Raw genomic sequence first — 23,390 nt, 5'->3', positions numbered from 1 at the left:
GTTTCTCCATCACACAGTGTGATTTCTCCGACACTTAGCGAAGTTTCTCGATAACGGGACACAATTCAACTGCTTTAAGGGATTAATTCCCAGAACGCCACATCTCCGCATAAAAAACCCCCGGCCTGACCGTTTTCAAAAACGGCCCAACCGGGGATTCACTCATTCTATTCTCTTCCATTCAATGCAAGTACAGTCCCATATAATACATCGACCGCTACTGGCAAAGTCTCTTCCTTAATGTCAAATCGTTCATTATGATGACCTGCTGCAAGCTCCGTGCCGAAAATACAGTACGTTGCCCGACCGCCTTTTTCTTTCACGCGTTCCATGAAGTATGTCGCGTCTTCGGATCCGGCAGACGCATTGTCTGCATGATGGACTTTTGTAATCCCCATCGTCTCGTTTGCAACTGCGCCCACCATGGCAGCTAACCCTTCAGAGCACCTGCAGCTGATCGCTTCGCCGACAATGTCGATTGAACACTCGACGTCGTACATGACCGCTGCTCCGCGCAATACGTTCTCGGCTTGACTGCGGATGAAATCATTTACTTCAGACGTTTCGCCGCGCGTTTCAAGTTTCATAACAGCTGTATCTGCGATGACATTACGTCCTCCCCCGCCGTGAAGTTCGCCAACGTTCACGCGAGACGTTCCTCCAGAGTGACGTGAAATTGCATGCAAGTTCAAGGCAGCACTGGCAGCTGCGAGCAAGGCGTTCCTTCCTTCTTCCGGCTGGGCACCCGCATGAGAAGCGCGGCCGCTGAACGTAACATCCATTTTCGTGGATGCCATGAAGCCATTCGCTGCAGACACGAACTCACTGTGAGGAACGCCTGTGCCAATGTGGATGCCTATGAAGAAATCCGCATCATCGACAACTCCTGCTTCGGTCATCGATTTGGCTCCGCGCGCCCCTTCTTCAGCTGGCTGGAACAGAATTCGGATTGTTCCATTGAACGCCTCCGGATCTTCTGCCACCATTGTCGCGAGCCCAAGTCCAATCGAAGTATGCGCATCATGTCCACAGGCGTGCATGGAGCCTTCCGCGATTGAGCGGAAATCAAGTTGTCCGGGGACATGCGCTTCATCCGATGATTCGAAAATCGGCAGCGCATCCATGTCAACGCGGAACACAGTGACGGGACCAGGTCTGCCTGTATCCCACTCTGCAACCACCGCTGTAAAGCCTTCCTCAAAATATGGCATGAATTCTTCAATAGCCCCGTGTTCCCGCGCCCACTCTGCGTGCGCTGCAACTTGTTCATCTGACGGCTTCCCTAAGATTTCATCCTCTGCCATAACATCTTTACCCAGCCGTACATTAAAGCCAAGCCGCGTAACTTCCGCAGCTACGATTGAAGCCGTGCGCATTTCCAAAAATCCCTGTTCCGGATGGCGATGCAAATCGCGTCGCCATTCCGTCAGTTTTTCTTCAAGCTTGTAAACCATCTTGTTTCCCCCTAACGGTTAGTTCAAAAATGGTGAGATTCCTGGTCCGAATGGAATTCCTGCATAGAAGAATACGAGAATGAGCAGAATCCAAGCAATTAAGAAACAAATTGAGAACGGCAGCATGAGTGAAATGAGCGTTCCAATTCCAGCTTTTTTATCATACTTCTGCATGAAGGTCAGTACGACAACCATGTACGGCAAGAGCGGCGTTACAATGTTTGTGGATGAATCCGCAACACGATATGCAACTTGAGTGAATGCCGGGTGATACCCGAGCTGCATGAAGAGCGGCACGAAAATCGGTGCTTCCAATGCCCACTTTGCGGATCCCGATGTAATCAGGAAGTTCATCATTGCTGTAAAAATGATGTATCCAATAATAAGACCGATTCCTGTGAAGTTGATAGATTCTAAGAACATTGCGCCGTTTACGGCAATCCAAGTCCCAATATTCGACCAGCTGAAGTACGCTATGAACTGGGAAATCGCGAAGATCAGAACGATATAACCAGACATGTCTTTCATCGATTCTGCCATGTAGCCTGCGATATCTTTACCGCTCTTAATCTTCCCGACTGAAATACCGAACGTGATCCCTACTACTAAAAATAGGAATAGAATAATTGGGACGATCCCTGAGATGAACGGCGACGGAATAATGGTACCGCCTTCACCGCGGAGAGGACTGTCTGGCCAAAAGATTCCGACCGCTAGAAGTGCAACATATAATAGTCCTGCAATCACTGCGTTGCGCAATGCTTTTCCTGAACGGGGATCTTCTTCTTCCACTTCCAATTCAACAGCATCGCCTTTGTATTTCCCTAGACGCGGTTCGATGAATTTTGATGTGATAAATCCGGCAAGTAAAGTAAGCATGAATACCGAAACAATATTGAAATACCAGTTATCCACTGGCGTAACGATAATTGAATCATCTACAATCTTCGCAGCTTCTGTTGAAATACCAGAGAGCAATGCGTCCGTTCCTACGATGAAAAGGTTAGCGGTAAATCCTGCACCTGCTGAAGCATAACCGACTGCTAGACCCGCGAGCGGATGACGTCCTACTTTATAGAATATCATTGCTGCAAGCGGCGGAACGAGAAGCATCGCAGCATCGGAAGCGATATTCCCCATGATACCGACAAATGCAACTGCATAAGTGAGCAGCCAAGGCGGTGATTTCATAATCGATTTCTTAATGGCATAATCGAACAAGCCAACTTTTTCAGTCAATCCAATACCGAGCATCATTGCAAGCACGATACCGAGTGGTGCAAAGCCTGTAAAGTTCGTAATCATCGTTTCAAGGATGTACTTTAGTCCTTCACCTGACAGCAAGTTGTTGATTGGCAATGTTTCGCCAGTACCCGGGTGCTTCACCGATGCGTCAAACATGCTGAAGATGAACGATGCAATCATGACAGCTACAGCCATGCCTACGAATAGAATGAACGGATCCGGCAACCGGTTCCCCACCCGTTCGATGCCGTTCAATGCTTTGTTAAAAAACCCCTTCTTTGCTGTTTCCATTCCCATTCCCCCTATTCTTTTTTTAACTTCCGAGCGGTGAAGGCGTTACGCCGTCAGGTATCGGACATGTGTATGGGTTTTCTATAGCAAACTCGATATATTCATCACGAATCGGCGCAAGCAAGTCTGTGTTTTCAAAAATCTTTAATGCTGTGAGTGCCATCGATGCTCCCGCGCGCAGCATCCCTTTGTGTGCATTTGTTGATAGCCCTTGGCTTGTCATCTGCCACGTATGCAGCGGTGTGCCAAGTGCGGACGTAGAAGTCGATAACTGGGCAGTCGGCAAGATCCAGCTGACATCGGATACGTCTGTCGAAGCTGTCAAGATTTCAGTCGGAATTTCGTAAGGTGAGATGCAATCAGCAACAAATTTCCCTTTGAATTCAGAACCGTCTCCTGCGTAGCCGAACCCTTTCATCACACCCAGGTAATCTTTCTGTTCGCCTTTAGAGAGTGATTCAAAGATTCCTTTTGCATATTCTTTCTCTTCTTCAGTCGGCGGCTCGATGCCGATTTCCGTTAAACTTTCATACAGAAGACTTTCGAGTGCACGGTTCGGAATGTAATTTGAACATGCTTTATCCACTTCGTACGTCATCGTTGTTTCAGTCATAAGAGCAGCGCCTTGAGCTACTTTGTTCACGCGTTCAAACAGATCCATCACGCTTTCGGTATCGACATCGCGAATCAAATACAGGACTTCCGCATTCGCTTGAACGACGTTCGGGGCAAATCCGCCTGTGTTAGTGATGGCATAGTGAATTCGTGCCTGATCCGGCATATGCTCGCGTAAATATTGAATGCCTGTGTTCATGAGTTCCAACGCATCGAGCGCACTGCGTCCTAAATGGGGTGAGTTGGCTGCGTGCGATGGAACGCCTTTGAACCTGTAGAACACTTGAATGTTTGCGAGGGTGCTTAAGCTCATGATGCTGTTTGAGGGTGACGGGTGCCATGTAAGCGCGAGATCCGTTCCATCAAATACGCCTTCACGTGCCATGAACGTTTTACCCGATCCCCCCTCTTCACCCGGGCATCCGAAGAATTTCACGGTACCCGATAACTTGTGTTCTTCTAAGTACGCTTTTGCCGCACAGGCCGCTGCGAAAGCACCGGTTCCAAGCAGGTTATGACCGCAGCCATGCCCAATATGCCGCTCCCAGCGCTGTTCTTCCGTTTTATTTGGCTCTTGGCTCAATTCCGGCAATGCATCGAATTCCCCCAAGAATCCAATGACAGGATGCCCCTCACCAAAAGTTGCTGTGAATGCGGTTTCAATTCCACCCACGCCGCGCTCTACATGAAAGCCTTGCTCTTCACATTTGTCGGATAAATACTTGGCAGATTCATATTCTTCGAATCGTGTTTCCGGATGATTGAAGATGTATTCACTGATTTCCTCGAAATAGGCTGCGTGTTTCTCGATATATTGTTTCGTGAATGCTTGCAAACTCACTAGCTTTTCCCCCTTAATATATTGAATACAACTAATTTACTGACTTCATCGTAATTAGTATTTAGTGTTTCGTCAATACTCGACAGGATATTTGTTTTAAGAAAGGTATTTAGAGCTAACTAATTGGTTTAAGACTGGATAAAAAATTTCCTCCATATGAATATATATGGAGGAAATCAAATTATCGAATGTCTTTTTCAATCTTGCCGTCTTTCATAACAACTTGAATCGTATCATGATTCGATAGAGACTTAATGTCTTCCAGCGGGTTGCCTTTAATCACCAGAATGTCTGCAAATTTGCCGGCTTCAATGGTCCCTACATTTTCTTCCCAGCCGAGACATTCTGCCGCAGTTTTTGTAGAAGCGACGATCGCATCCATCGGCGTCATTCCTGCGTTGCACATCAGTTCAAGTTCACGCAAGTTCGTGCCGTGTTTGAATACGCCGGCATCTGTACCCATTGCGATTTTCACGCCTGCTTTGTATGCTTTCGTGAAGCTGGCAACGTGGATATCAATCACTTCTTTGGATTTTTCAACAGCACTTGCCGGCATTCCTGTTTCATCTGCCGTTTCGAGAACTGCGACAGGAGCGAGCAACGTGGGTACTAGGAATGTCCCATTCTCGACCATAAGTTCAATCGCTTCATCGTCAATGAAGATTCCGTGTTCAATTGAATGAATGCCTGCACGGACTGCATTCTTAATCCCTTCTGCACCTTGTGCATGGGCCATAACACGTGTGTTTTTGCGGAACTTCCCTTCTTCTACAATCACTTTCAGTTCTTCCAATGAAAACTGAGTGAATTCAGGGTGATCCGTTGCACTCAATACACCGCCAGTTGCGTGGACTTTAATGACTTCAGCGCCAGCGCGCAGCATTTCACGTGTCTTTTTGCGAACTTCCTCAACGCCGTCACACATCCCGTTTGGCATCCCAGGATAGTCTGAATGCATTAAATCCAACGTATTCCCTGAAACTGTGTAACCGTCACCGTGTCCGCCCGTAGTCGTTAACGCGTTAATGCTCAGCTGCATGCGCGGTCCGGAAACCAAACCGTCTTCTACAGCTTTTTTTACCCCCAAATCCGTACCAAGCGCATCGCGAACTGAGGTAACTCCCGCATTTAGCGTTGTTTTCATATATTCTTGAACTTGATAATACATGTACGAAAACGGAGTAGCCAGACGCTGTGACACTGGTGAGTATTCAAACATTATATGAACGTGTGTGTCGATGAATCCCGGTGTAATCGTTCCGCCTTGTGCATCGATTGTGGTTTCATTGCCAGTTGCTGTATAGCCTGACTCTTCTCCTGCATACTCAATTCTATTATCCTTTACGACTACGATGTGACCTTCTTTCGGTTCTGCACCTGTTCCATCGATTAGCAGTCCGTTTTTAATAATTGTGTGTGTCATGAAAAACCCTCCAGTTTATAGTGTGTTGATCAAAATACCTGCGATGACTACGGATGCAACGGTTACTGTTGTAAATCCACCGATAATCATCGGTGCAAGCAATTCATTGAAAATCATTTTTTCTTCTTTCTCGTTTCGTGCACAGCTCCGGCTGACCTCTTCGCAAAGAATATAGTCGCCTGGGAAGCCGAACAACGCAGTTAATGCAACCGGCATTCCTTTGTACGGGTTCCATTTAACAAGTTTCGCGGTAAGATAGCCGCCAACTGAAATTCCGATTGTCCCAATCACAAGGATTGTAAGAATGGCAGGCAGATTTTCCAGCACCTGACCTGGTGATACGCCAGCCATCGAACCGATGACGACGAAAATAATTCCGATCATAGTAATTGTAAATGAGTTTGCCCGTTCCAATTCACTGGATTCGAACACACCGAGTTTCAGACCGATGATCCCGATTACTAAGCACCAAAGTGTGTAGTGTATGGGTGTGACTGTACCTAGCGTGACTCCAATTCCTGCACCTGCAAAGACGAAGAACAATTTCAGGACTGCACTTGAACGGAGCGGACTCTTCTTTTTAGGTGCAGCTTCTTCAATTTCATCTTCAGCAAAAGATTTTCCTGTCATGGAAACAAATGAGCCGTCGTCAATTTGACGCTGCATGACGCCGGCATATTTTTTCATGAAGTGCATCGCAAGCGGCATACCCGCTACGCCTTGGAATGCTACTACAAGAGCTGGAATAATAACGATGGATGTTAAACCGATTTCCTTCAACTTTTCAGTGGTTACGAGAAGAGCGATGATACCGCCGCTGATCGGTCCAACCCCCGCTACCGCTGTAGGGTAATCGAAAATCAATGGAACGATCAGTAAAATCAAAATCCCTGAAAACAAGACTCCGCCAAGGGCGATAATGACAGCTTTGTATTGCGTCTTTAAGAGCGAAAATGGAATCATAGTTCCCATATGAACAATTGCCGGACCAATTAGGATGGCACCAAGTGCGGCAAATTGAGAGACTTCCAGAAGGTCTGCAGGGAATACTCCAGTCCAAGAGAGTACCAAGTATCCGACCATTGCTGTAAGCAGCATCGGAACTCTTGCTCTTGAAATAATGGAGAGCCATTCGCCAAGGGCAATTAAAGATAGTATTAACACGGTTGCTATTAGTGGATTTGAAAGCATTCGGCTCATCCCCCTTATATGTTTGAACTAGTATTTCGCAGTACGTCCGTTGCGAGGTATCCAATATATCACCCATTTTTTTATATGTAAATAGTTTTTTCGATACCTTTCGACTTTTCTGTCAGTTAGTTATATTTTGTAATCGCTTACTTCCTTGACCTTATCAGTTTTGTATAAATGAAAGATTTTCTAACAATTGCATTCGTATTCATTTCCTTTTTCAGGATACTTTATCCTTTAAAGGAATTCCTAATAGATCCTTCCTATACTATTATAAAAAAAGTGATGTTTTGATAACTTCTTTTATTCACTAAAAAACCGCGCGAATGAATATCGCACGGTTGATGTCACCATAATGAGCTGTTAATTGACAATAAACTTCAATTTTGTGTTGCGGATTAACGTTTTTCCGGAATCCGCAGGCAGCCCTTTTTTGATAGTAAGGTAGAATACTCCTTTTTCCCAGCGTTCTATTGGTTTTATATAAAGAATGTGCGGATTTCCCTCGTCTACTTGTACGCTGACTCCGCCTACGACATTTGTTCCATCGGCGTTTCGGGAAACTGCAATATCATTTCCATAATTTCGACTGGCTATGAGCAGTGTATTGAACTTCACGGAAAATATCTTGGCGTCATCGATTGTCATATCCGGGAAATCACCGGTAAATGGTGCAATCATTGTCACTGTGACAGTTGCGGAAGTACTTAACCCGCCATCAGCAGTCGTTGCTGTAATGGTGGCCTTCCCTTCACTTCGCGCTGTGATATTTCCTGATTCATCGACTAACGCAACAGTTGAATTTGAAGATTTCCAAATGACCGAACGGTTTGCGGCATTTTCCGGCAGGACTGTCGCTTTAAGTGCAGCAGCAGATCGAGTGGCAGGATTCCCGACTGTTAACGAAAGCGTGCTTTTGTCCAGTTGAATACTCGTTGGATGTACAATTTTAGTCTCTAGTATTTTCTTATTCATTGCGGCTGCTAGCAGCTCCAAATTTAATACTCCATCTCCATAGTATGGATCTTTACCTGGAGTTCCTAAGTCTGTTGACGAACTTGTTAACAGCTCAGTTACTTGTCCAGGGCTGAGGCTCGGCAGCTCCGTCTTTATCATGGCTGCTGCACCCGCTACAATGGGCGCGGAAAATGATGTGCCTGATGCATAGATGAGCGTTCCGCCCGGATGATTGGTGGCAATTCTTTCACCGGGGGCACTCAAGTCGACTCCTTCGTTATATGTGGAAAATGCAGAGTGCTTATTCGATTCGTTTACAGACGCAACAGAAAGCACTTCATCGTACGCTGCCGGATACATGATTGGATTTCCTTTTTCCGCGTCGTTTCCTGCGGATGCAACAATGAGAATTCCTGCATCTGCAGCACGGCGAATGGCATCTTTTTCGATTTGCGACGGGGTCATTCCGCCTTGGCTGATATTAATGACATCGACATGTTTTTCAATCGCATAGTCAATTGCCTGGATATTCATAGAAACGGTTCCTGTACCGTCTCCCCGTATTGTTTTAAGCGGCAAAATGGAGACATCGAAAGGACCGCTAATTCCAGTGATGCCGTACTGATTATTCAACACTGAAGCAATAACTCCTGACACACTTGTACCATGTCCGTGGGTATCAGTGATATCGCTTGTGTTCTCCACAAAATTATATCCCCCCGGAGCAATTCGTCCTTTAAAGTCCGGGATGGAACGATCAATCCCAGAGTCAATCACTGCGACAACAGCAGGTCGGATTTGTTCACTTGAAAGATTCCAAAGGCTTGGTGCTTTCACATGAGGAATCCACCATTGGTTGCGATAATAGGGGTCATTTGCGACCGCTGACACTGTGCGCTCAACATTCGGTTCAACCCGCTTCACGAGCGGATGCTTCTCCAATTGCTGAGCCGCCTCTTTCATATCTGATGCCGTTTCATAACTCAACAGCTGAACGGAAGGTGCAATATCCGTAACTTCTTCCGTTTCTGCAGGTATCGAAGGAACAGTTGCAATCGACCTTGGAACATCGACATATTGTACGAGAAGTTCACTCGTTGTTTCATGGAGAGTAACCGGGTTCACTGGCGGTGTCTCCGCATTAGCAAAAACCAGATTTCCGGATAACAGACTGACAGTAATTAATAGGGCTGCAGCGACGAACGTAAAACAAAAGCGTATCTTGCCCACTCTAACTTCCTTCTTTCAACATTGGATTTCTCATTAGGTATATCGGTTTCAAATAGAGTGGATTTATAGGAAGAAGTCAGAGTTTCTTTCTTTCAGAGTAAGATGATTCTATGGCACATCCAAAGTCAGCTGCTCATTCCCCAGAACGCATAGCAAAAAGCCTGCGATGCAGTGACTGGCGCAGGCTGAAGGTTTTATTACGAATTCGAAACGTTTTTTTGATGAATCTTTCCTCCTTACGTAGCTGTTACCGATTTGCGCTTTAGCGATGTTGCTTTGTTGTGAACTTTTTCTTCTGCCGGAGCCAGCAGCTCTTCGATGACCTTTAGAATCTGTTCATCCGTTTGGGTGGTCAATTCGGCAGCATAGACATCCATGGCATTATTCCACGATTCCATCTGCTGCTCATCTGTCAGAGTTTCTTTCAATTGATCAACTAGCGATTGTCCGGGTACCAGCTGTTTAACGAGTCCTTTTGGAATGAGCGACTCCAAATTCATTTCTTCCTGACCAGGCAATGCGGAATGGATGAACATCGGGATCCTTTTGCGCAGCGCTTCGCTGACTGTGACGCCGCCAGGTTTTGTGACCATTGCGTCTGCAGCTTCATAGAGAGCGTTCATTTCTTCCCGGGAAGTTACATAGGTTAGCGGCCGGATATGCGGGAGATTCCAAGAGTTGATTTTCTGATAGAGCCGTTCGTTATGACCGCACAGCACGACAAATTGAAAATCCGCCGCTTCGTCCAGTTCCTGCAGCATGCGGGAGGGACATCCTAATCCACTGTTTCCACCAGCCAAAAGGATGACAGGCTTGCGGGGTTTCTGGCGCAATCCGGTCTTACTGTCAGGACGGGTTATTTTACGATGAACTGGAATACCCGTGACCATAAGCTTTCCAGGTACATTCGGATCCTTTGCAAGCTGTTCCTTCGCTTCTAATGTCGGCAGGAAATGTGCATCAATTCCACGATGTCCCCAGTAATCATGGACGAAAAAGTCTGTGTAGACATTCACGACAGGCACCTGGCACTGACCTGATAATTTCAATTTGCTGAGCATGCAGGAAGGCAGGCTGTGTGTGCAGAAAATGAGGTCTGGCTGCTCCTCTTTTAACATTCTTTTTAATTTATGCAAAAACAGCGGCTGATGCCAAATATACTGTTCGTCTATCGGTTCTTGGCTGAAATATAGTTTCTTATACGTCTTGCTGTATAGACGGGGTGCAAATTTTATCCATTGCAGATAGCCCGTTGTAATCACCCGTTCGAGCAATTTATTCGTTTCTGATAATAAATCGATTTTTTTCACTTCCGCTTCCGGATATCTCTGCTGGATGAGATCCATCAGCGCTTCTGCTGCCTGATGATGTCCTGATTGCATTTGTAAATGGGGAAAAAACAAGATCTTCTTCAATTTCCGCACCTCCTATGTACGAGATTCACTGTTTTTCGCTTTCTTCGATTTCACTTTTTTAACGAGCAGCCAGCCCGCCATCATCACTAAGAAAAACACACCTACGAGCGGGGCATAACTTGGATTGACATGAAACGAGCGGCCAAGTACATAGCCTGCAATTAGAAAAGGCATCACCCAAAGGATTGTTCCAAAGATCGCGAGCGTGACAAACTGAAAGAACGGCATGGCTGTCAGTCCCGCAAAATAAGGACTGATTTGCCGGATACCCGGCATGTAAAATCCGAACAGCACCGTCCGTTTGCGTCTTCGTTTAAACGATTGCTCCGCTTTTTCCCAGCGTTCCTTTGTCAATCCGATGAATTTCCCCACTTTGTGCAGCAGCGGGTATCCTATGAATCGACCGCCGGCATACGCTGTCAGCATTCCAACAAACGCCCCAGCAGCCGCAGCAATCGCAGAGGGAATCGGGTGAAGCTGATGCTGAGCGATCAAAACACCGATCAAAAAAATCAGGGATTCCTCAGGGGAAGGAATACCGACGATTCCAAAAAACAATAAAATGAAAATGACGATACTGCCATACTGAAGCAGATAATCTGTCAGCGCTTCAATGGACATGACTCTGCCCCTGTCCACTCATCATCAATTCATCAGGAGATAGGAACCGGATTCCGTTTTCAGTCGTTTCCTGAATATACGATTCCAGCACTGAAAGCATATGTGCCGGGGCTTTGTCATCCGCTTCGGGGTTGCTTCCATCATCATGCAGCACAACAATTGAGCCATCTGCTGGAATGGCACGTAACTTTTCGGCCAAAGTTTCCTTGCAAGTCCGGACTTTCCAATCCCCTAAAATGTACGACCACATGATCGTTTCGTATCGCCGGGAGACAATCGGAGCTGCCAGATTGAAACGCCCCCAAGGCGGTCGATAAAAGACAGGTTCGCTTCCCGTAATCCTTTTAATTACTTCAGCTGTCCGACTGATTTGCTGACGGGTTTGTTCGGGAGTGAGACGCCAATTCGAAACGTGTTTGTAATGATGGATGCCGATGGAATGACCTTCTTCATGCATTCGTTGTATGATTTCGGGATTGTTTTCGGCATGCTCTCCTACTACAAAAAAGACAGCTTTAATAGTATGGTGCGCTAACAAATCCAGCAGTTTGGGTGTATAAAGCGGATTCGGACCATCATCGAATGTAAGCACAATTCCATTTCCGTTACGGACCTTCTTCCGAATTCCAATACTCGTCGTGCGGATAAACAGCGTTGCGGCAACTGTGTAAAGACTATAGAACAGTAATGGAACAGCAAAGACAATCAGTCTCCATTTCTTCATCCATCTCCCTCCTCTCATATCTCTTGTATACTATGTTTTACCCATTCTTTTGGCAGTTGAACATTATAAGTATGACAAATCTTTCTTTTGAAATAACTAGGGAATTCATGAAGACTTTCTTAAGATTCGAAAGAGGAGCTGGAAGTGTCTATTTAGTTATATGGAAAAACCGTGCATAGCGTTCATGCACGGTTTCTTTACCTTTTCATATTTTTGTATTGGCTTCGATGCAACGAATACTGCAGCAGAAGTTATTCCACAAACAAAGGGATCATCTGCTGTGTTCGTACCGACAGATACAAGATTATGGCTATTGTGTGCAAGCGTTGTGGAGTATGCACCTTCTCGAAGACTAAACTAACATTCGATTTTTTACTATCCACCTGGATTCCAACCATTTTCATCCTGTTTCTACTTTCCTTAACTACAAATAAACAGCAATCCCCTGCTAACAAGGATTGCTGTAATTCAGTATTTTATCAAACGCTCTCTAGCATCCTTTGCAATAACGCATCAATTGCAGGGGGACGATATCGGTTTTTCACGTAAGCGAGGTACACCGTCCGCTCTAAGCTCGGGCTGTCAAGTTCACGAATGGCTAGATGATCGGGAACGACTTCTCCAATATAATTTCTTGGGATAATGGAGATTCCTATTCCCGCTTCGACTAATGTCAAAATGGTTTCGAAACGATCTGCATCGTAAGAATAATTCATGCCCACGCCCGCTTCTTCAAACGCTTCTGTTATATTCTTTCTCGTCTGGAACCCTTTACTCGTGATGATAAAAGGTTCCTCTGACAGATCAGCTAGATGAACAGTATCCCGATTCGCTAACGGATGACTGGCACTCATGACCAGCACCAGTTTTTCTGTATACAAAGGAGCCGTTACAATATCCGGTTCGTCGATAAATTCATTTGTCAAACAAATATGCACTGCATAATCACGAAGTGCCTGCTCAATATCATTGCGTCCCAGGACTTCCTTTAGGACAACATGCATGTCCGGGTATTGCTTTCTGTACCAGCTTAATACGTTCGGTATCCAGTTTTTCACGGATTCAATCATCCCCAGCCGGACTTCCCCGCTGCCCGCCACTTTTACTTCATTCACTTCTTTTTCAAAGATGTCCATTTCAGCAAGGATATACAAGGCACGCTTGTAAAACACTTGCCCCGATTCCGTCATATTAACTCGTTTCGTCGTCCGTTCCAGCAACTGAAATCCGATTTGTTCCTCTAGCGTGCGGACCGCTTTACTCAGTGAAGGCTGGGACAAATGTAATTTAGCGGCAGCGCCGGAAAAACCGCCTTCTTTCACGACAGCTACAAAGTAACGAAGCTGTTTAATGTCCATTCTCCTCATCTCCTTCTTTCGATCTATTATACCCTAAAGGCATAAGTAAATGAATTTTAGATATTTGAATTAATAAATGACTGCTCGTATAATGAAGCGAATTGCACTTAACTTTGAAAGGGTGACCCTTATGATCAACGCAACGAAACCAGGAATCTGGAGCGGCCGAATCGATGATGTTACCAATCATGCAGCATTTCGTCTTCACCAAGTCATGCAGCTGAACACTCCGAAAGAAAGCGCTGCCAATCCAACTTGCGCACTGATCGGGTTTTCATCTGACGAAGGAGTTCGACGAAATAACGGACGCACTGGAGCTGCTGCAGGACCGGATTCACTTCGCCAGGAACTAGCGAAGCTTCCATGGAGACAGCCAGAGTCCCATACTATAGTAGATTTAGGAACAATTGCGTGCAAAGATGACCAGCTTGAACAGGCCCAGCAAGAACTCGGACAAACCGTACGGGAAAGTTTGGAAGCCAATATGAAGCCTGTCATTCTTGGGGGCGGACATGAAACCGCTTTCGGTCACTATTTAGGTGTCCGGGAATTTGCCGGTCCTGATGCAAAAATCGGTGTCATAAACATCGATGCACATTTCGATTTACGCAGTTATACAGAACAGACGTCTTCAGGGACTATGTTCAAACAAATGCTTGATACCGATGCCACTACATCTTATTACGTCGTAGGCATTCAAGAGTTTGGCAACACTCAGTCATTATTTGACGAAGCAGACCGCCTTGGCGTTCACTATTTAACTGAACGCGAATTAGGAGAACTGCCAGTGGAACAGATCTATACGCAGCTTCACCGATTCATTGCATCACAAGATTATATAATGCTAACACTTTGCTCCGACGTATTGGATGCTGCTGTTGCTCCTGGCGTCAGTGCACCTTCACCTTTCGGACTTTCCCCTAAGCAAGTGCGAGAACTCATCCGCATGGTTGCATCTGAACAGAAAACGCTTTCATTTGACATCTCAGAAATCAATCCTTCACTCGATGAAGGCGGCCGTACTGTAAAACTGGGCGCCTACTTGACGAACGAAGCGATTGTCTCATTACTTGGAGGTTTACAGAATGACGATTGAATTGAATCAAATAACGACGCTATTCCTAGCAATGGCGCTGTTTTTACTCGGCACGGCACTCGTGCGTAAAACCAAGCTTTTACAGAAGTTCTGTATTCCTGCCCCCGTTGTCGGAGGATTGCTATTCGCGATTCTCGCAACCATTTTGAAAGCAACAGGGCTTGTGAGCTTCACGCTCGATACATCCCTGCAAAATTTATTCATGCTGACGTTTTTCGCAACAGTCGGGCTTGGCGCAAGCTTTGCCCTCATTAAACTGGGCGGAAAACTTTTGATCATCTATTGGGTCGCTTGCGGATTCCTTGCGATTATGCAAAACGTCATCGGTGTCTCCATGTCCTACTTGTTCGACATTCATCCTCTTATCGGAATGATGGCCGGAGCTGTCTCCATGGAAGGCGGACACGGCGGCGCGACCGCTTACGGAACCACTGTGGAAGCGATGGGAATCGATTCCGCGTTCTCTATCGGAATTGCCGCTGCAACATTCGGTTTGGTTGCAGGCGGATTGGTCGGCGGACCGCTTGTTAAGTATTTGATCAAAAAACACGACTTAAAATCCAGTGAAGTAGAAGAGTCTCACGAGTATGTTGCAGAAGCCCATGACCCTGCCATCAATGTCGACAACTTCACGATGCAAGCGTTCCTCATCGTCGCTTCTATGGCGGGGGGATCATTGCTGGGTGAACTGTTTGAGAAAGTTACAAGTTCCTTTATGGAAAACCCCATCGTCTTGCCTAACTATGTAGGCGCGATGTTTGTTGCAGTTGTCATTCGTAACGTGGTCGATCGCATTAACGGCAATATCGTGCATATGCGCAGCATCACTCTTATCGGCGATGTTGCTCTGGGGATTTTCTTATCCATGGCACTTATGAGCATTAAGCTATGGGAAGTTGCGGATCTTGCCCTTCCACTGCTCGTAATCGTTTTTGTACAAGTTGTATTCCTTGTCCTATTTGCGATTTTTGTTCTGTTCCGCATTCTCGGCAAAAACTACGATGCCGCAGTGATGTGCGCAGGTTTTGCAGGACATGGACTTGGCGCAACTCCAAATGCTATGGCCAATATGGCAGCTGTAACGGCACGTTACGGCCCATCACGCACAGCGTACTTAATCGTTCCAATTGTCGGCGCGTTCCTAATTGACGTTGTTTCGATGCCAATCATCATTACAACGATGAATATCTTCAGTTAACTTGCAAAACCGGCTCCCCGCAGCCGGTTTTTTGCTGGTTTTCTATGCAAATTCCTGTCGTTCTTCTTCCATCTGCGTCATAATTAAGCCATATACTGCATATCCAGGAGGAATTCATCATGACTGACATGTACGAAAAAAGGCGCCGCTCGCTGGGCACACATCTTCAAGACCAATCACTTTCTGCGGTGCTCGTAACGGATCCCGCCAACGTATTCTATTTCACAGGTTTCAACTCAGATCCACACGAGCGTTTTCTAGGGCTCTTCATGGAAGCATCCGAAGGGAAAACGATTCTCTTCGCCCCTGCACTTGATAAGGATGCAGCTGCAGAGAGCTCTGATATCGAAAAAATTGTCGCGATTTCGGATGAACAACTTCCGTTTGACGTTATTCGTTCCACTGTCGGTGACCTGTCAGGAAGCTTCGGAATCGAAGCGAAAGCATTCAGCTATTTCCGCTACAACGAATTCCGCACCGCATTCCCTGCAGCAGAAGTGGCAGATGTTCAGGCGTTCATCAACAAGCTGCGCAAACGGAAAACACGTGAAGAAATTGCCGCACTCAAAAAGCCGATTGAAATTATTGAGCGCGTTCTTGAAGAAGGCATCAAGCTCGTGAAAGTCGGCATGACTGAATCTGAACTGACTGCTGAGCTTGAATACTTAATGCGTAAATTCGGTGCAGATGGTCCATCGTTCTCTACGATTGTGTTATCTGGAGAAAAAGCGGCATTGCCTCACGGTGAGCCTGGCGAGCGCAAACTGCAAGTCGGTGATTATTTGCTAATCGATTTCGGAGTCGCTAAAGACGGTTACATGTCCGATACGACGCGCACGTTCATTATCGGAGAAGCCTCCGATCGCCAGCGGCTCCTTTACGATACAGTACTGGCATCAAACCAGGCTGGTATCCATGCAGTTCAAGCTGGCAATCCTGTAAAAACATTCGACATTGCTGCAAGAAGCGTCATTCAAGAAGCAGGTTTCGGTGAGTATTTCAATAACCGCGTCGGCCATGGTCTCGGAATTGAAGTCCATGAAGAGCCTTCCATTCACATGAACAACGAAGAAATCGCGGAACCCGGCCTCGTGTTCACAATCGAGCCTGGCATCTACATCCCAGGCGAAGGCGGCGTCCGCATTGAAGATACCGTTTATATTAACGAAGACGGCGAAGTCGAATTACTGTCTACGTTCCCGCGCGAACTAAGAATCTTAGGCTGAGTTCAGCCGAGCTGTTCCATGAATCTGGCATTGTTGCTGATTCATGGGATGGCTTTTTTGCGTTGGTGACGGGATTGCATAGATCTTTCGCTTTGGGCAGCTCGACTTATCCTCTTCCATGCTTGAATTGTGTCCCGATGCCGATTAACTCTGGCATCTGGCTGATTTCTCTCTCGATCTGGCCGATTCAGGCCGGCATTTGGCTGATTCAACCTGACATACGGCCGATTTCTCTATCCGTTTGGCCGATTCCCCCCTGGCCCATCCCTCAACGCGCGCAGCGCCACCAATCAATCCCTTTTCGCACTTGAATTGTGTCTCGTTATCGAGAAACTCCCATATGTGTCGGAGAAATCTACCTATGTGATGGAGAAATACAATCCTGTGTCAGAGAAAACACTCCATCTGACAGTCAAACACCCCAAACTGTCGGAGAACGCTGAAGTTATGTATTCAGCGGGATAGCCCCTACCTCAACGCGCGCAGCGCCACCAATTTATCCCTTTCCGCACATGAATTGGGTCCCGTTATCGAGAAACTCCGCTATGTGTCGGAGAAATCCACTTATGTGATGAAGAAATACGATCCTGTGACAGGGACACCACTCCATGGGTCAGACAAACCCCATAAAACTGTCGGAGAACGCTGAAGTCATGTATTCGGCGGGATAGCCCACCCCTAAACGCGCGCAGCGCCACCAATTCATCCCTTTCCGCACTTGAATTGTGTCCCGTTATCGAGAAACTCCGCTATGTGTCGGAGAAATCCACTTATGTGATGGAGAAATACGACCCTGCGTCAGAGAAAACACTCCATGTGTCAGACAAACACCATAAACTGTCGGAGAACGCTGAAAGCACGTAATTTAGCGGGATAGCCCATCCCTTCCAAGACAAAAAAATACGCCCCGCCAAAGCGGAGCGCATCACCTTTACTTTTTCGTTTTATTCGCAACTTCAATCGCACGATTCGTACCTTCAGCTGCTTGTTTCAATGCTTCCGCCGGATCTTTGCCTTGATACATGTCTTCAAGTGCCGTTACAATTTGCTGGCGCGACTCCGGGAACACGGAGATGAGTGCACCTTGAGTTGCGTAACCTGGCACCGTATCTTGAAGCTGATCCACAGTCACTTTATATTGAGGGAACTCCGCCCACTTCTCTTTCACGTTTTCTTCATCATATGCTTTCGGGTTGATTGCAAAATAACCAGTATCCAAATGCCACTTCGCCTGAACTTCAGGCGTCGTTAAGTATTGCATGAATTCCCAAGCAGCGTCTTGCTCCTCTTCAGCAATTCCTTTCGACATCCAAAGCGATGCCCCTCCAATGACGACTCCATTGCGCTTCACTTCATCAGCATATGGAATATAAGCAACTCCGACTTCAAATGGCGCTGTATCGATTGCTCCCGCAACACCTGCAGATGAGTCCAAATACATTGCGACTTTCTTAGAAGCAAATGCCGCACGGATGTCATCCCAGTTTGTTCCGAAGTTACCGAACGTGCCCGCTTTATTCATCGTATCAAGCGTTTCAAATACCAGCCGTCCTTCATCACTGTCGAATGCAGCTTCAGTTGCATCTCCAGTACGGCCGTTGTCTTCATTCACATACTCGCCGCCCTGTGTTGCGAGTAATTGCTCAAAGAACCAGCCGTATGTCAGCATCGAGAATCCGTACATTTCCCCTTTTTTCAACTTAGCAGCTGCATCGATCACTTCAGAAAACGTTTCAGGTGCTTTTTCTGGATCAAGTCCAGCTTCTTTAAACGCTTCTTTGTTATAAATCATCACTGGCGTCGAAGAGTTAAAAGGCATGGAATACAACTCATCGTCCACTTTGTAGTAGTTCAAGATGTTCTGTTCGAGCTCATCTGCATTGAAATTATTCTTGTCGATAAACTTCTGGATCGGCTCAATATAACCGCTGTCAATCATATACTTCGTACCGATTTCAAAGACTTGCGTGATAGCAGGAGCATCTTTCGTTCCGCCAACACTGCGCAGTTTCGTCAATGATTCTTCATAGGTCCCTTGGAATTCAGCTTTTACTTCATATTTATCTTGGGAATCATTGAAGTTCGCAACGATTTCATCCAACGAAGTTTGCCCGGTTCCCGACATCGCGTGCCAAAACTCAATCGACACTTTTCCATCCTCTGTCTTTGTCGCTTCGCCTTTGCTGCCGTCTTCCTTAGTGCCCTCACTTTTCGTGCTGGAGTCACTATTCGTACATGCTGCAAGTACCGCCAAACTAATTATCGTTAAAAATAATAACATAAGCTTCACAGTTTTCCTCATCTTCCTCTACACCCCGTCTCAAAGTTTTCATCTTTATGTTCCTCATTTTGGAATTGCTTAGTCACACAATATCCGTTGTTCGAAACGGGAGGTGGCGTCTCCTTAGGAATCAGCTATGGTAACAACCTAAGTTCGCAGCGTCCTGCCGCAACGGTTGCATGACCTACATCCTGTAGGCCCGCGTCCACCTGCAGTGAAAGCCGTAACGAAGAACGGCTTTTGCGAACAAAAGCGAAGCGTTGAGAGCACATTTTGTACTAAGCAACACCGTTAGCTAACACCTTCACTTCAAAGCCCCCTGCGACAACCCTTTCTGAAGTTGCTTTTGTCCGATAAACAACAGCAATAACGTCGGAATGATGACGACGATGACACCAGCCATGACCACCCCCCAATCGGTTGACATCTCCTGAGACTGCAGCTGCTTTAGTCCAATTTGAACCGTTCGCACCGAACTATTCGTCGTGATCAGCAGCGGCCACAAGTACATATTCCACGTCGTCAGGAACCCATATGCCCCTAGTGTGACCAGACTCGTTTTCGAGACTGGCAAAATCACTTTCCAAAAGAATGCAAACCTGCCGAGACCTGCAATTTGCGACGCCTCTTGCAACTCTTTCGGAATCGTTTTAAAATGCTGGCGCAGCAAGAACGTTCCGAATGCGAGCGCGAAAAACGGCAACGACATCCCTTGATACGTATTCAGCCAGTCGAGCTTTTGAATCGTGAAGAAGTTCGGGATCATCGTCGCTTCCCACGGAATCATCATCGTCGAGATGAATAAGAAGAATACGAAATCCCTTCCTTTAAATGGGATGAATACAAACGCATAGGCCGCCAGACTGCAAACGACTAATTGCCCGAACATCACAGTCAGCGACACGATGAAACTGTTCAACAAGTAGTTCATCAGCGGAAGTCTATCGAACACCTTCACATAGTTATCAAACTTGAAGACTTCCGGGAAAAATCGTCCTTGTAAAATTTCCGGTCCGCTCATAAACGAAATCATGAACGCATACAACACAGGGAAGAACACCATAAGCGAAGTAACGATCAATAAAAAGTAAATCCAGACTTTCTTAAGCGTCGAGTCTCTCACTGATAATGCACCTTCTTTTCGAGAAGCTTAAATTGAAGGATCGTAACTGCCAGGATGATGATAAAAAGAATGACCGCTTGCGCACTGGCAGTTCCAAACTGATAATTGATGAACGCTTCCCGATAAATCGAGTAGACAATCAGGTTTGTCGATTGGGAAGGCCCGCCTTTCGTCAAAATATCAATTTGGCCAAAGGTCTGGAACGCATTGATCAAAGAAATCGTGATGATGAAAAATAATGTTGGGGACAGCATGGGAATCGTAATACGCCGAAGTCTGTAAAAGTAGTCCGCTCCGTCAATTCGTGAGCTTTCATACAGATGCTCATCGATATTCTGCAATCCTCCAAGAAGAATCAGAAACGAGAATCCGGTGTTCATCCAAATCGTGGAGATTGCAATTGACAGCAGTGCCCACTCCGGATCCAGCAGCCACTGAATTTGCGGGAGATTAATGGCGAGCAGGATCCGATTGAATAACCCTACGCTTGGATGAAACAGAAATAACCAGATCACTGAAGATGCCGCAACAGATATCCCCATCGTCGACGAATACATCGTTCTGAAAAAGCCGATTCCTTTCAATTTCTCATTTGCGAGCAACGCGAAAAATAATGCTAGAATAATTCCGATGGGCACTGTATATAAGACAAATAACCCGGTTGCCTTCATACTATTCAAAAATTCCATTGATGTGAGCAAGTAGCTGTAGTTTTCGAAGCCGACATTGACCGCGGCGTTGCCGTTTTGATCAGTCAAAAAGAAACTTAGATAAATCGTCCGGATCATCGGATAAAATAGGAATACTGCAAATAAGATGATGGATGGCAGCAGATATAAAAATCCAACACGCACATCGGAAGAACGTTTCCACATACCAGGAGCTCGAACTGCCGTCATAAGCTCACCTCTTTCGCAATCGAAAGGTGCTCAAGACCTTCAGGTTTACGGATCAGCTCTCCCGTCTCTTCATCGAATACACAGAAGAATTCAGAACCTAACAAAATCGGAACATGATCGCCAATCGCAATATCCCATTGGCCACTCCATTTTGCCATCCATTCCCGCTGCCCTACTTGGAATGAAAATACAGTCTCATTCCCTAAAATCTCTACATTCGTCACTTCAACTTGTATCTTATTCCCGACTTCACTTCCTGTTAGAACCGGTTTTATTTGCTCGGGCCGAATTCCTGCGAGCAGCGACCTTGCAGAACTCGCAATCAATTGGTCTTCATTCATCGGGATATGAATTGTATCCTCAATGAAAATCCCTGATTTCGTCGGTTCCATTCTAGCTGGACTGACATTCATCGGCGGTGATCCGATAAACGTCGCAACAAAAGGATTTGCTGGGAAGTTGTAGATGTCGACGGGCTTTCCGACTTGCTGGATCTTTCCTTCATGCAGAATCATAATCCGGTCACCCATCGTCATCGCTTCCACTTGGTCGTGCGTTACGTAGATCATCGTAATGCCGAGTTTACGCTGAATTCTGCGAATCTCTGTCCTCATATGCGCTCTCAGCTTCGCATCCAAGTTAGAAAGAGGCTCATCCATTAAACAAATTGGCGCTTCACTCACAATCGCACGTGCAAGCGCAACCCGCTGCCGCTGTCCTCCTGAAAGTTCGCGCGGTTTCCGTTTCAAAAAACCGGTTAACCCGAGCATCTCTGCGACTTCGTTCGCCCTTTCTGTTTGCACAGCTTTCTTCACTTTCTTAACATCGAGCCCAAATGTTATATTTTGACGAACGGTTAGATGTGGATAAAGCGCATAGTTTTGAAAGACCATCGATAGCTCGCGCTTGTCAGGAGATAAATGATTTGCGATTTTCCCGCCGATTTGAAGTACTCCATCTGTAATCTCTTCCAGGCCGGCGATCATCCGCAGCATCGTGCTCTTACCGCACCCAGAAGGACCGACCAGCACAAAAAATTCTCCGGGTTCGATCGTTACGTCGATATTCGAAATCACATCGACTTGTTTGTCATAAGACTTTGACACGTCAATCAGTTCGACTCTTTTCATCCAATCCATCCTTTCGGGTAGTCAACTTCCATCTGACCTGTCACTCTTAACAAGGTCATGGTATCATTTTACGTAACAGGTTTTCGCACTATTTACATAAGTTAACATCTTCTTTACATGCGCTTTACATTTCAATAGAATCGGAGGACATCACTTTGAAGGTTTTAAAGGTTGCCAGTTTACTCATTCTTTTGCTTTCCGGCTGCTCTTCCGATTACCAAAAGCCTGTTGCCCTGCCCGAAGAACCTTTTCTAGTCATTGCTCATCGCGGGGCTTCTGCCTATGCGCCCGCTCACACATTTCCTTCTTACGAGCTGGCGATCGATATGGGCGCCCATTATATTGAACTCGATCTGCACCGGACAAAAGACGGTAAACTGGTTGTTCTTCACAATGATTCAATTGAATTGAACGGCAGTGAATTGGAGATTGATGAAATCACTTCCGATACCTTAGGCGCTTTCAAACCTGCCGACGAATTCAACCAGCCGACGAACGAATTCGCTTCGCAAAGATTCTCAAGTCTTCGAGTCCCTTCTTTGGAACAAGTACTTCGTGAATTCGGTGACCAAACCAATTACTATATTGAAATCAAGTCTCCTGATCGATATCCCGGCATCGAACAGCAGCTTATTGACCAGTTGGCGGGGCATGATCTGTTAAACCGAGAGGACTCAATTCCGAAAGTAATCATTCAATCCTTCAGCAGTGACAGCCTGAAAAAAGTACATGAATTGAGTCCCGAAACTCCTTTAATTCAACTCTATTCATTTAAGAAAAAAGCGAATTTGTCATCTTCAAAACTGAAACAAGTCACTCACTACGCATCCGGGATCGGAGTAAATGCAACCGCCGTTACGGAACAGCTCGTAGATGCAGTCCACCAAGCAGGGCTTGCTATCCATCCTTTTACCGTCAATGAAAGAGAACAATTTTCTTCTCTTTTCTCGATGGGAATAGATGGCGTTTTCACTGATAAGCCCGACCTGATCCTCCAGCTTTTAAACCAAGATCCTGAAGGTGATTAAATTTTCTGAACATGCACAATATAATGTATGCTAACATTCTCTGC

General features: G+C 46.1%; 18 protein-coding genes. 4 read left to right on the top strand and 14 right to left on the bottom strand.

Annotation, left to right across the window (positions count from 1 at the left end; translation table 11 throughout):
• Positions 1-167 precede the first annotated feature (167 nt).
• The 10 genes from PGH26_RS02660 to PGH26_RS02615 form a co-directional block, all read right to left on the bottom strand.
• Entirely contained in the window at positions 168-1,454 is a 1,287-nt protein-coding gene (locus tag PGH26_RS02660) for an amidohydrolase (protein ID WP_323692487.1), read from the bottom strand.
• Between the two features lie 18 nt (positions 1,455-1,472).
• On the bottom strand, positions 1,473-2,996 hold the full coding sequence (locus PGH26_RS02655) for an AbgT family transporter (RefSeq protein WP_323692486.1): 1,524 nt from the start codon (positions 2,994-2,996) through the stop codon (positions 1,473-1,475).
• Positions 2,997-3,012: 16 nt separating this feature from the next.
• Entirely contained in the window at positions 3,013-4,440 is a 1,428-nt protein-coding gene (locus PGH26_RS02650) for a M20 family metallopeptidase (RefSeq protein WP_431312529.1), read from the bottom strand.
• A gap of 187 nt (positions 4,441-4,627) precedes the next feature.
• Complete coding sequence (locus PGH26_RS02645; RefSeq protein ID WP_323692484.1) at positions 4,628-5,869, bottom strand: metal-dependent hydrolase family protein; 1,242 nt, start codon at positions 5,867-5,869, stop codon at positions 4,628-4,630.
• A 15-nt stretch (positions 5,870-5,884) separates the two neighbouring features.
• Complete coding sequence (locus tag PGH26_RS02640) at positions 5,885-7,060, bottom strand: hypothetical protein (protein WP_323692483.1); 1,176 nt, start codon at positions 7,058-7,060, stop codon at positions 5,885-5,887.
• Positions 7,061-7,423: 363 nt separating this feature from the next.
• On the bottom strand, positions 7,424-9,247 hold the full coding sequence (locus PGH26_RS02635) for a S8 family peptidase (RefSeq protein WP_323692482.1): 1,824 nt from the start codon (positions 9,245-9,247) through the stop codon (positions 7,424-7,426).
• Positions 9,248-9,483: 236 nt separating this feature from the next.
• Entirely contained in the window at positions 9,484-10,662 is a 1,179-nt protein-coding gene (locus tag PGH26_RS02630; RefSeq protein ID WP_323692481.1) for an MGDG synthase family glycosyltransferase, read from the bottom strand.
• 12 nt (positions 10,663-10,674) lie between these two features.
• Positions 10,675-11,283, bottom strand: a complete 609-nt coding sequence (locus PGH26_RS02625) for a DedA family protein (RefSeq protein ID WP_323692480.1) — start codon at positions 11,281-11,283, stop codon at positions 10,675-10,677.
• Positions 11,273-12,007, bottom strand: coding sequence for a polysaccharide deacetylase family protein (locus PGH26_RS02620; RefSeq protein ID WP_323692479.1), 735 nt, complete (start codon positions 12,005-12,007; stop codon positions 11,273-11,275). Before PGH26_RS02620 ends, PGH26_RS02625 begins: the two co-directional genes overlap by 11 nt.
• Positions 12,008-12,486: 479 nt before the next feature.
• Positions 12,487-13,365, bottom strand: coding sequence for a LysR family transcriptional regulator (locus PGH26_RS02615; RefSeq protein ID WP_323692478.1), 879 nt, complete (start codon positions 13,363-13,365; stop codon positions 12,487-12,489).
• Between the two features lie 130 nt (positions 13,366-13,495).
• Between PGH26_RS02615 and hutG the strand changes: the two genes are divergently transcribed.
• From hutG to PGH26_RS02600, 3 genes are all read left to right on the top strand, one after another.
• The gene (hutG, locus tag PGH26_RS02610; RefSeq protein ID WP_323692477.1) at positions 13,496-14,461 is read left to right on the top strand and encodes a formimidoylglutamase; all 966 of its coding nucleotides are present in this window, start codon (positions 13,496-13,498) and stop codon (positions 14,459-14,461) included.
• Complete coding sequence (gltS, locus tag PGH26_RS02605; RefSeq protein ID WP_323692476.1) at positions 14,451-15,659, top strand: sodium/glutamate symporter; 1,209 nt, start codon at positions 14,451-14,453, stop codon at positions 15,657-15,659. The genes hutG and gltS overlap by 11 nt, the downstream gene beginning before the upstream one ends.
• 119 nt (positions 15,660-15,778) lie before the next feature.
• Positions 15,779-16,885, top strand: coding sequence for a M24 family metallopeptidase (locus PGH26_RS02600; protein WP_323692475.1), 1,107 nt, complete (start codon positions 15,779-15,781; stop codon positions 16,883-16,885).
• Positions 16,886-17,816: 931 nt separating this feature from the next.
• On the opposite strand, the gene PGH26_RS02595 is transcribed toward PGH26_RS02600, so the two are convergent.
• The 4 genes from PGH26_RS02595 to PGH26_RS02580 all read right to left on the bottom strand — a co-directional run bounded on the left by PGH26_RS02595 (position 17,817) and on the right by PGH26_RS02580 (position 22,318).
• Entirely contained in the window at positions 17,817-19,166 is a 1,350-nt protein-coding gene (locus PGH26_RS02595; RefSeq protein ID WP_323693452.1) for an ABC transporter substrate-binding protein, read from the bottom strand.
• Positions 19,167-19,470: 304 nt separating this feature from the next.
• The gene (locus PGH26_RS02590) at positions 19,471-20,229 is read right to left on the bottom strand and encodes a carbohydrate ABC transporter permease (RefSeq protein WP_323693451.1); all 759 of its coding nucleotides are present in this window, start codon (positions 20,227-20,229) and stop codon (positions 19,471-19,473) included.
• A 56-nt stretch (positions 20,230-20,285) separates the two neighbouring features.
• A complete protein-coding gene (locus PGH26_RS02585) occupies positions 20,286-21,188 on the bottom strand; it encodes a carbohydrate ABC transporter permease (RefSeq protein ID WP_323692474.1) in 903 nt (300 codons plus the stop codon).
• Positions 21,185-22,318: an ABC transporter ATP-binding protein gene (locus PGH26_RS02580; protein ID WP_323692473.1), complete on the bottom strand. Its 1,134-nt coding sequence runs from the start codon at positions 22,316-22,318 to the stop codon at positions 21,185-21,187. Before PGH26_RS02580 ends, PGH26_RS02585 begins: the two co-directional genes overlap by 4 nt.
• Positions 22,319-22,473: 155 nt before the next feature.
• Here PGH26_RS02580 and PGH26_RS02575 point away from each other — a divergent pair, with 155 nt between their 5' ends.
• Entirely contained in the window at positions 22,474-23,346 is an 873-nt protein-coding gene (locus tag PGH26_RS02575) for a glycerophosphodiester phosphodiesterase family protein (RefSeq protein ID WP_323692472.1), read from the top strand.
• Positions 23,347-23,390 lie beyond the last annotated feature (44 nt).

It is taken from the genome of Sporosarcina jeotgali (assembly GCF_033304595.1).
Taxonomy (GTDB): domain Bacteria; phylum Bacillota; class Bacilli; order Bacillales_A; family Planococcaceae; genus Sporosarcina; species Sporosarcina jeotgali.
The sequence above is the reverse complement of the archived record's forward strand: the minus strand, read 5'-3'. Positions and strand labels throughout refer to the sequence as shown.

Coding starts and splice junctions, on each gene's coding strand:
- PGH26_RS02660 (WP_323692487.1), bottom strand. CDS start 1,454: ATGGTTTACAAGCTTGAAGAAAAACTGACGGAATGGCGACGCGATTTG.
- PGH26_RS02655 (WP_323692486.1), bottom strand. CDS start 2,996: ATGGGAATGGAAACAGCAAAGAAGGGGTTTTTTAACAAAGCATTGAAC.
- PGH26_RS02645 (WP_323692484.1), bottom strand. CDS start 5,869: ATGACACACACAATTATTAAAAACGGACTGCTAATCGATGGAACAGGT.
- PGH26_RS02640 (WP_323692483.1), bottom strand. CDS start 7,060: ATGCTTTCAAATCCACTAATAGCAACCGTGTTAATACTATCTTTAATT.
- PGH26_RS02625 (WP_323692480.1), bottom strand. CDS start 11,283: ATGTCCATTGAAGCGCTGACAGATTATCTGCTTCAGTATGGCAGTATC.
- PGH26_RS02620 (WP_323692479.1), bottom strand. CDS start 12,007: ATGAAGAAATGGAGACTGATTGTCTTTGCTGTTCCATTACTGTTCTAT.
- PGH26_RS02615 (WP_323692478.1), bottom strand. CDS start 13,365: ATGGACATTAAACAGCTTCGTTACTTTGTAGCTGTCGTGAAAGAAGGC.
- hutG (WP_323692477.1), top strand. CDS start 13,496: ATGATCAACGCAACGAAACCAGGAATCTGGAGCGGCCGAATCGATGAT.
- gltS (WP_323692476.1), top strand. CDS start 14,451: ATGACGATTGAATTGAATCAAATAACGACGCTATTCCTAGCAATGGCG.
- PGH26_RS02600 (WP_323692475.1), top strand. CDS start 15,779: ATGACTGACATGTACGAAAAAAGGCGCCGCTCGCTGGGCACACATCTT.
- PGH26_RS02595 (WP_323693452.1), bottom strand. CDS start 19,166: ATGTTATTATTTTTAACGATAATTAGTTTGGCGGTACTTGCAGCATGT.
- PGH26_RS02590 (WP_323693451.1), bottom strand. CDS start 20,229: ATGGTGTTCTTCCCTGTGTTGTATGCGTTCATGATTTCGTTTATGAGC.
- PGH26_RS02585 (WP_323692474.1), bottom strand. CDS start 21,188: ATGACGGCAGTTCGAGCTCCTGGTATGTGGAAACGTTCTTCCGATGTG.
- PGH26_RS02580 (WP_323692473.1), bottom strand. CDS start 22,318: ATGAAAAGAGTCGAACTGATTGACGTGTCAAAGTCTTATGACAAACAA.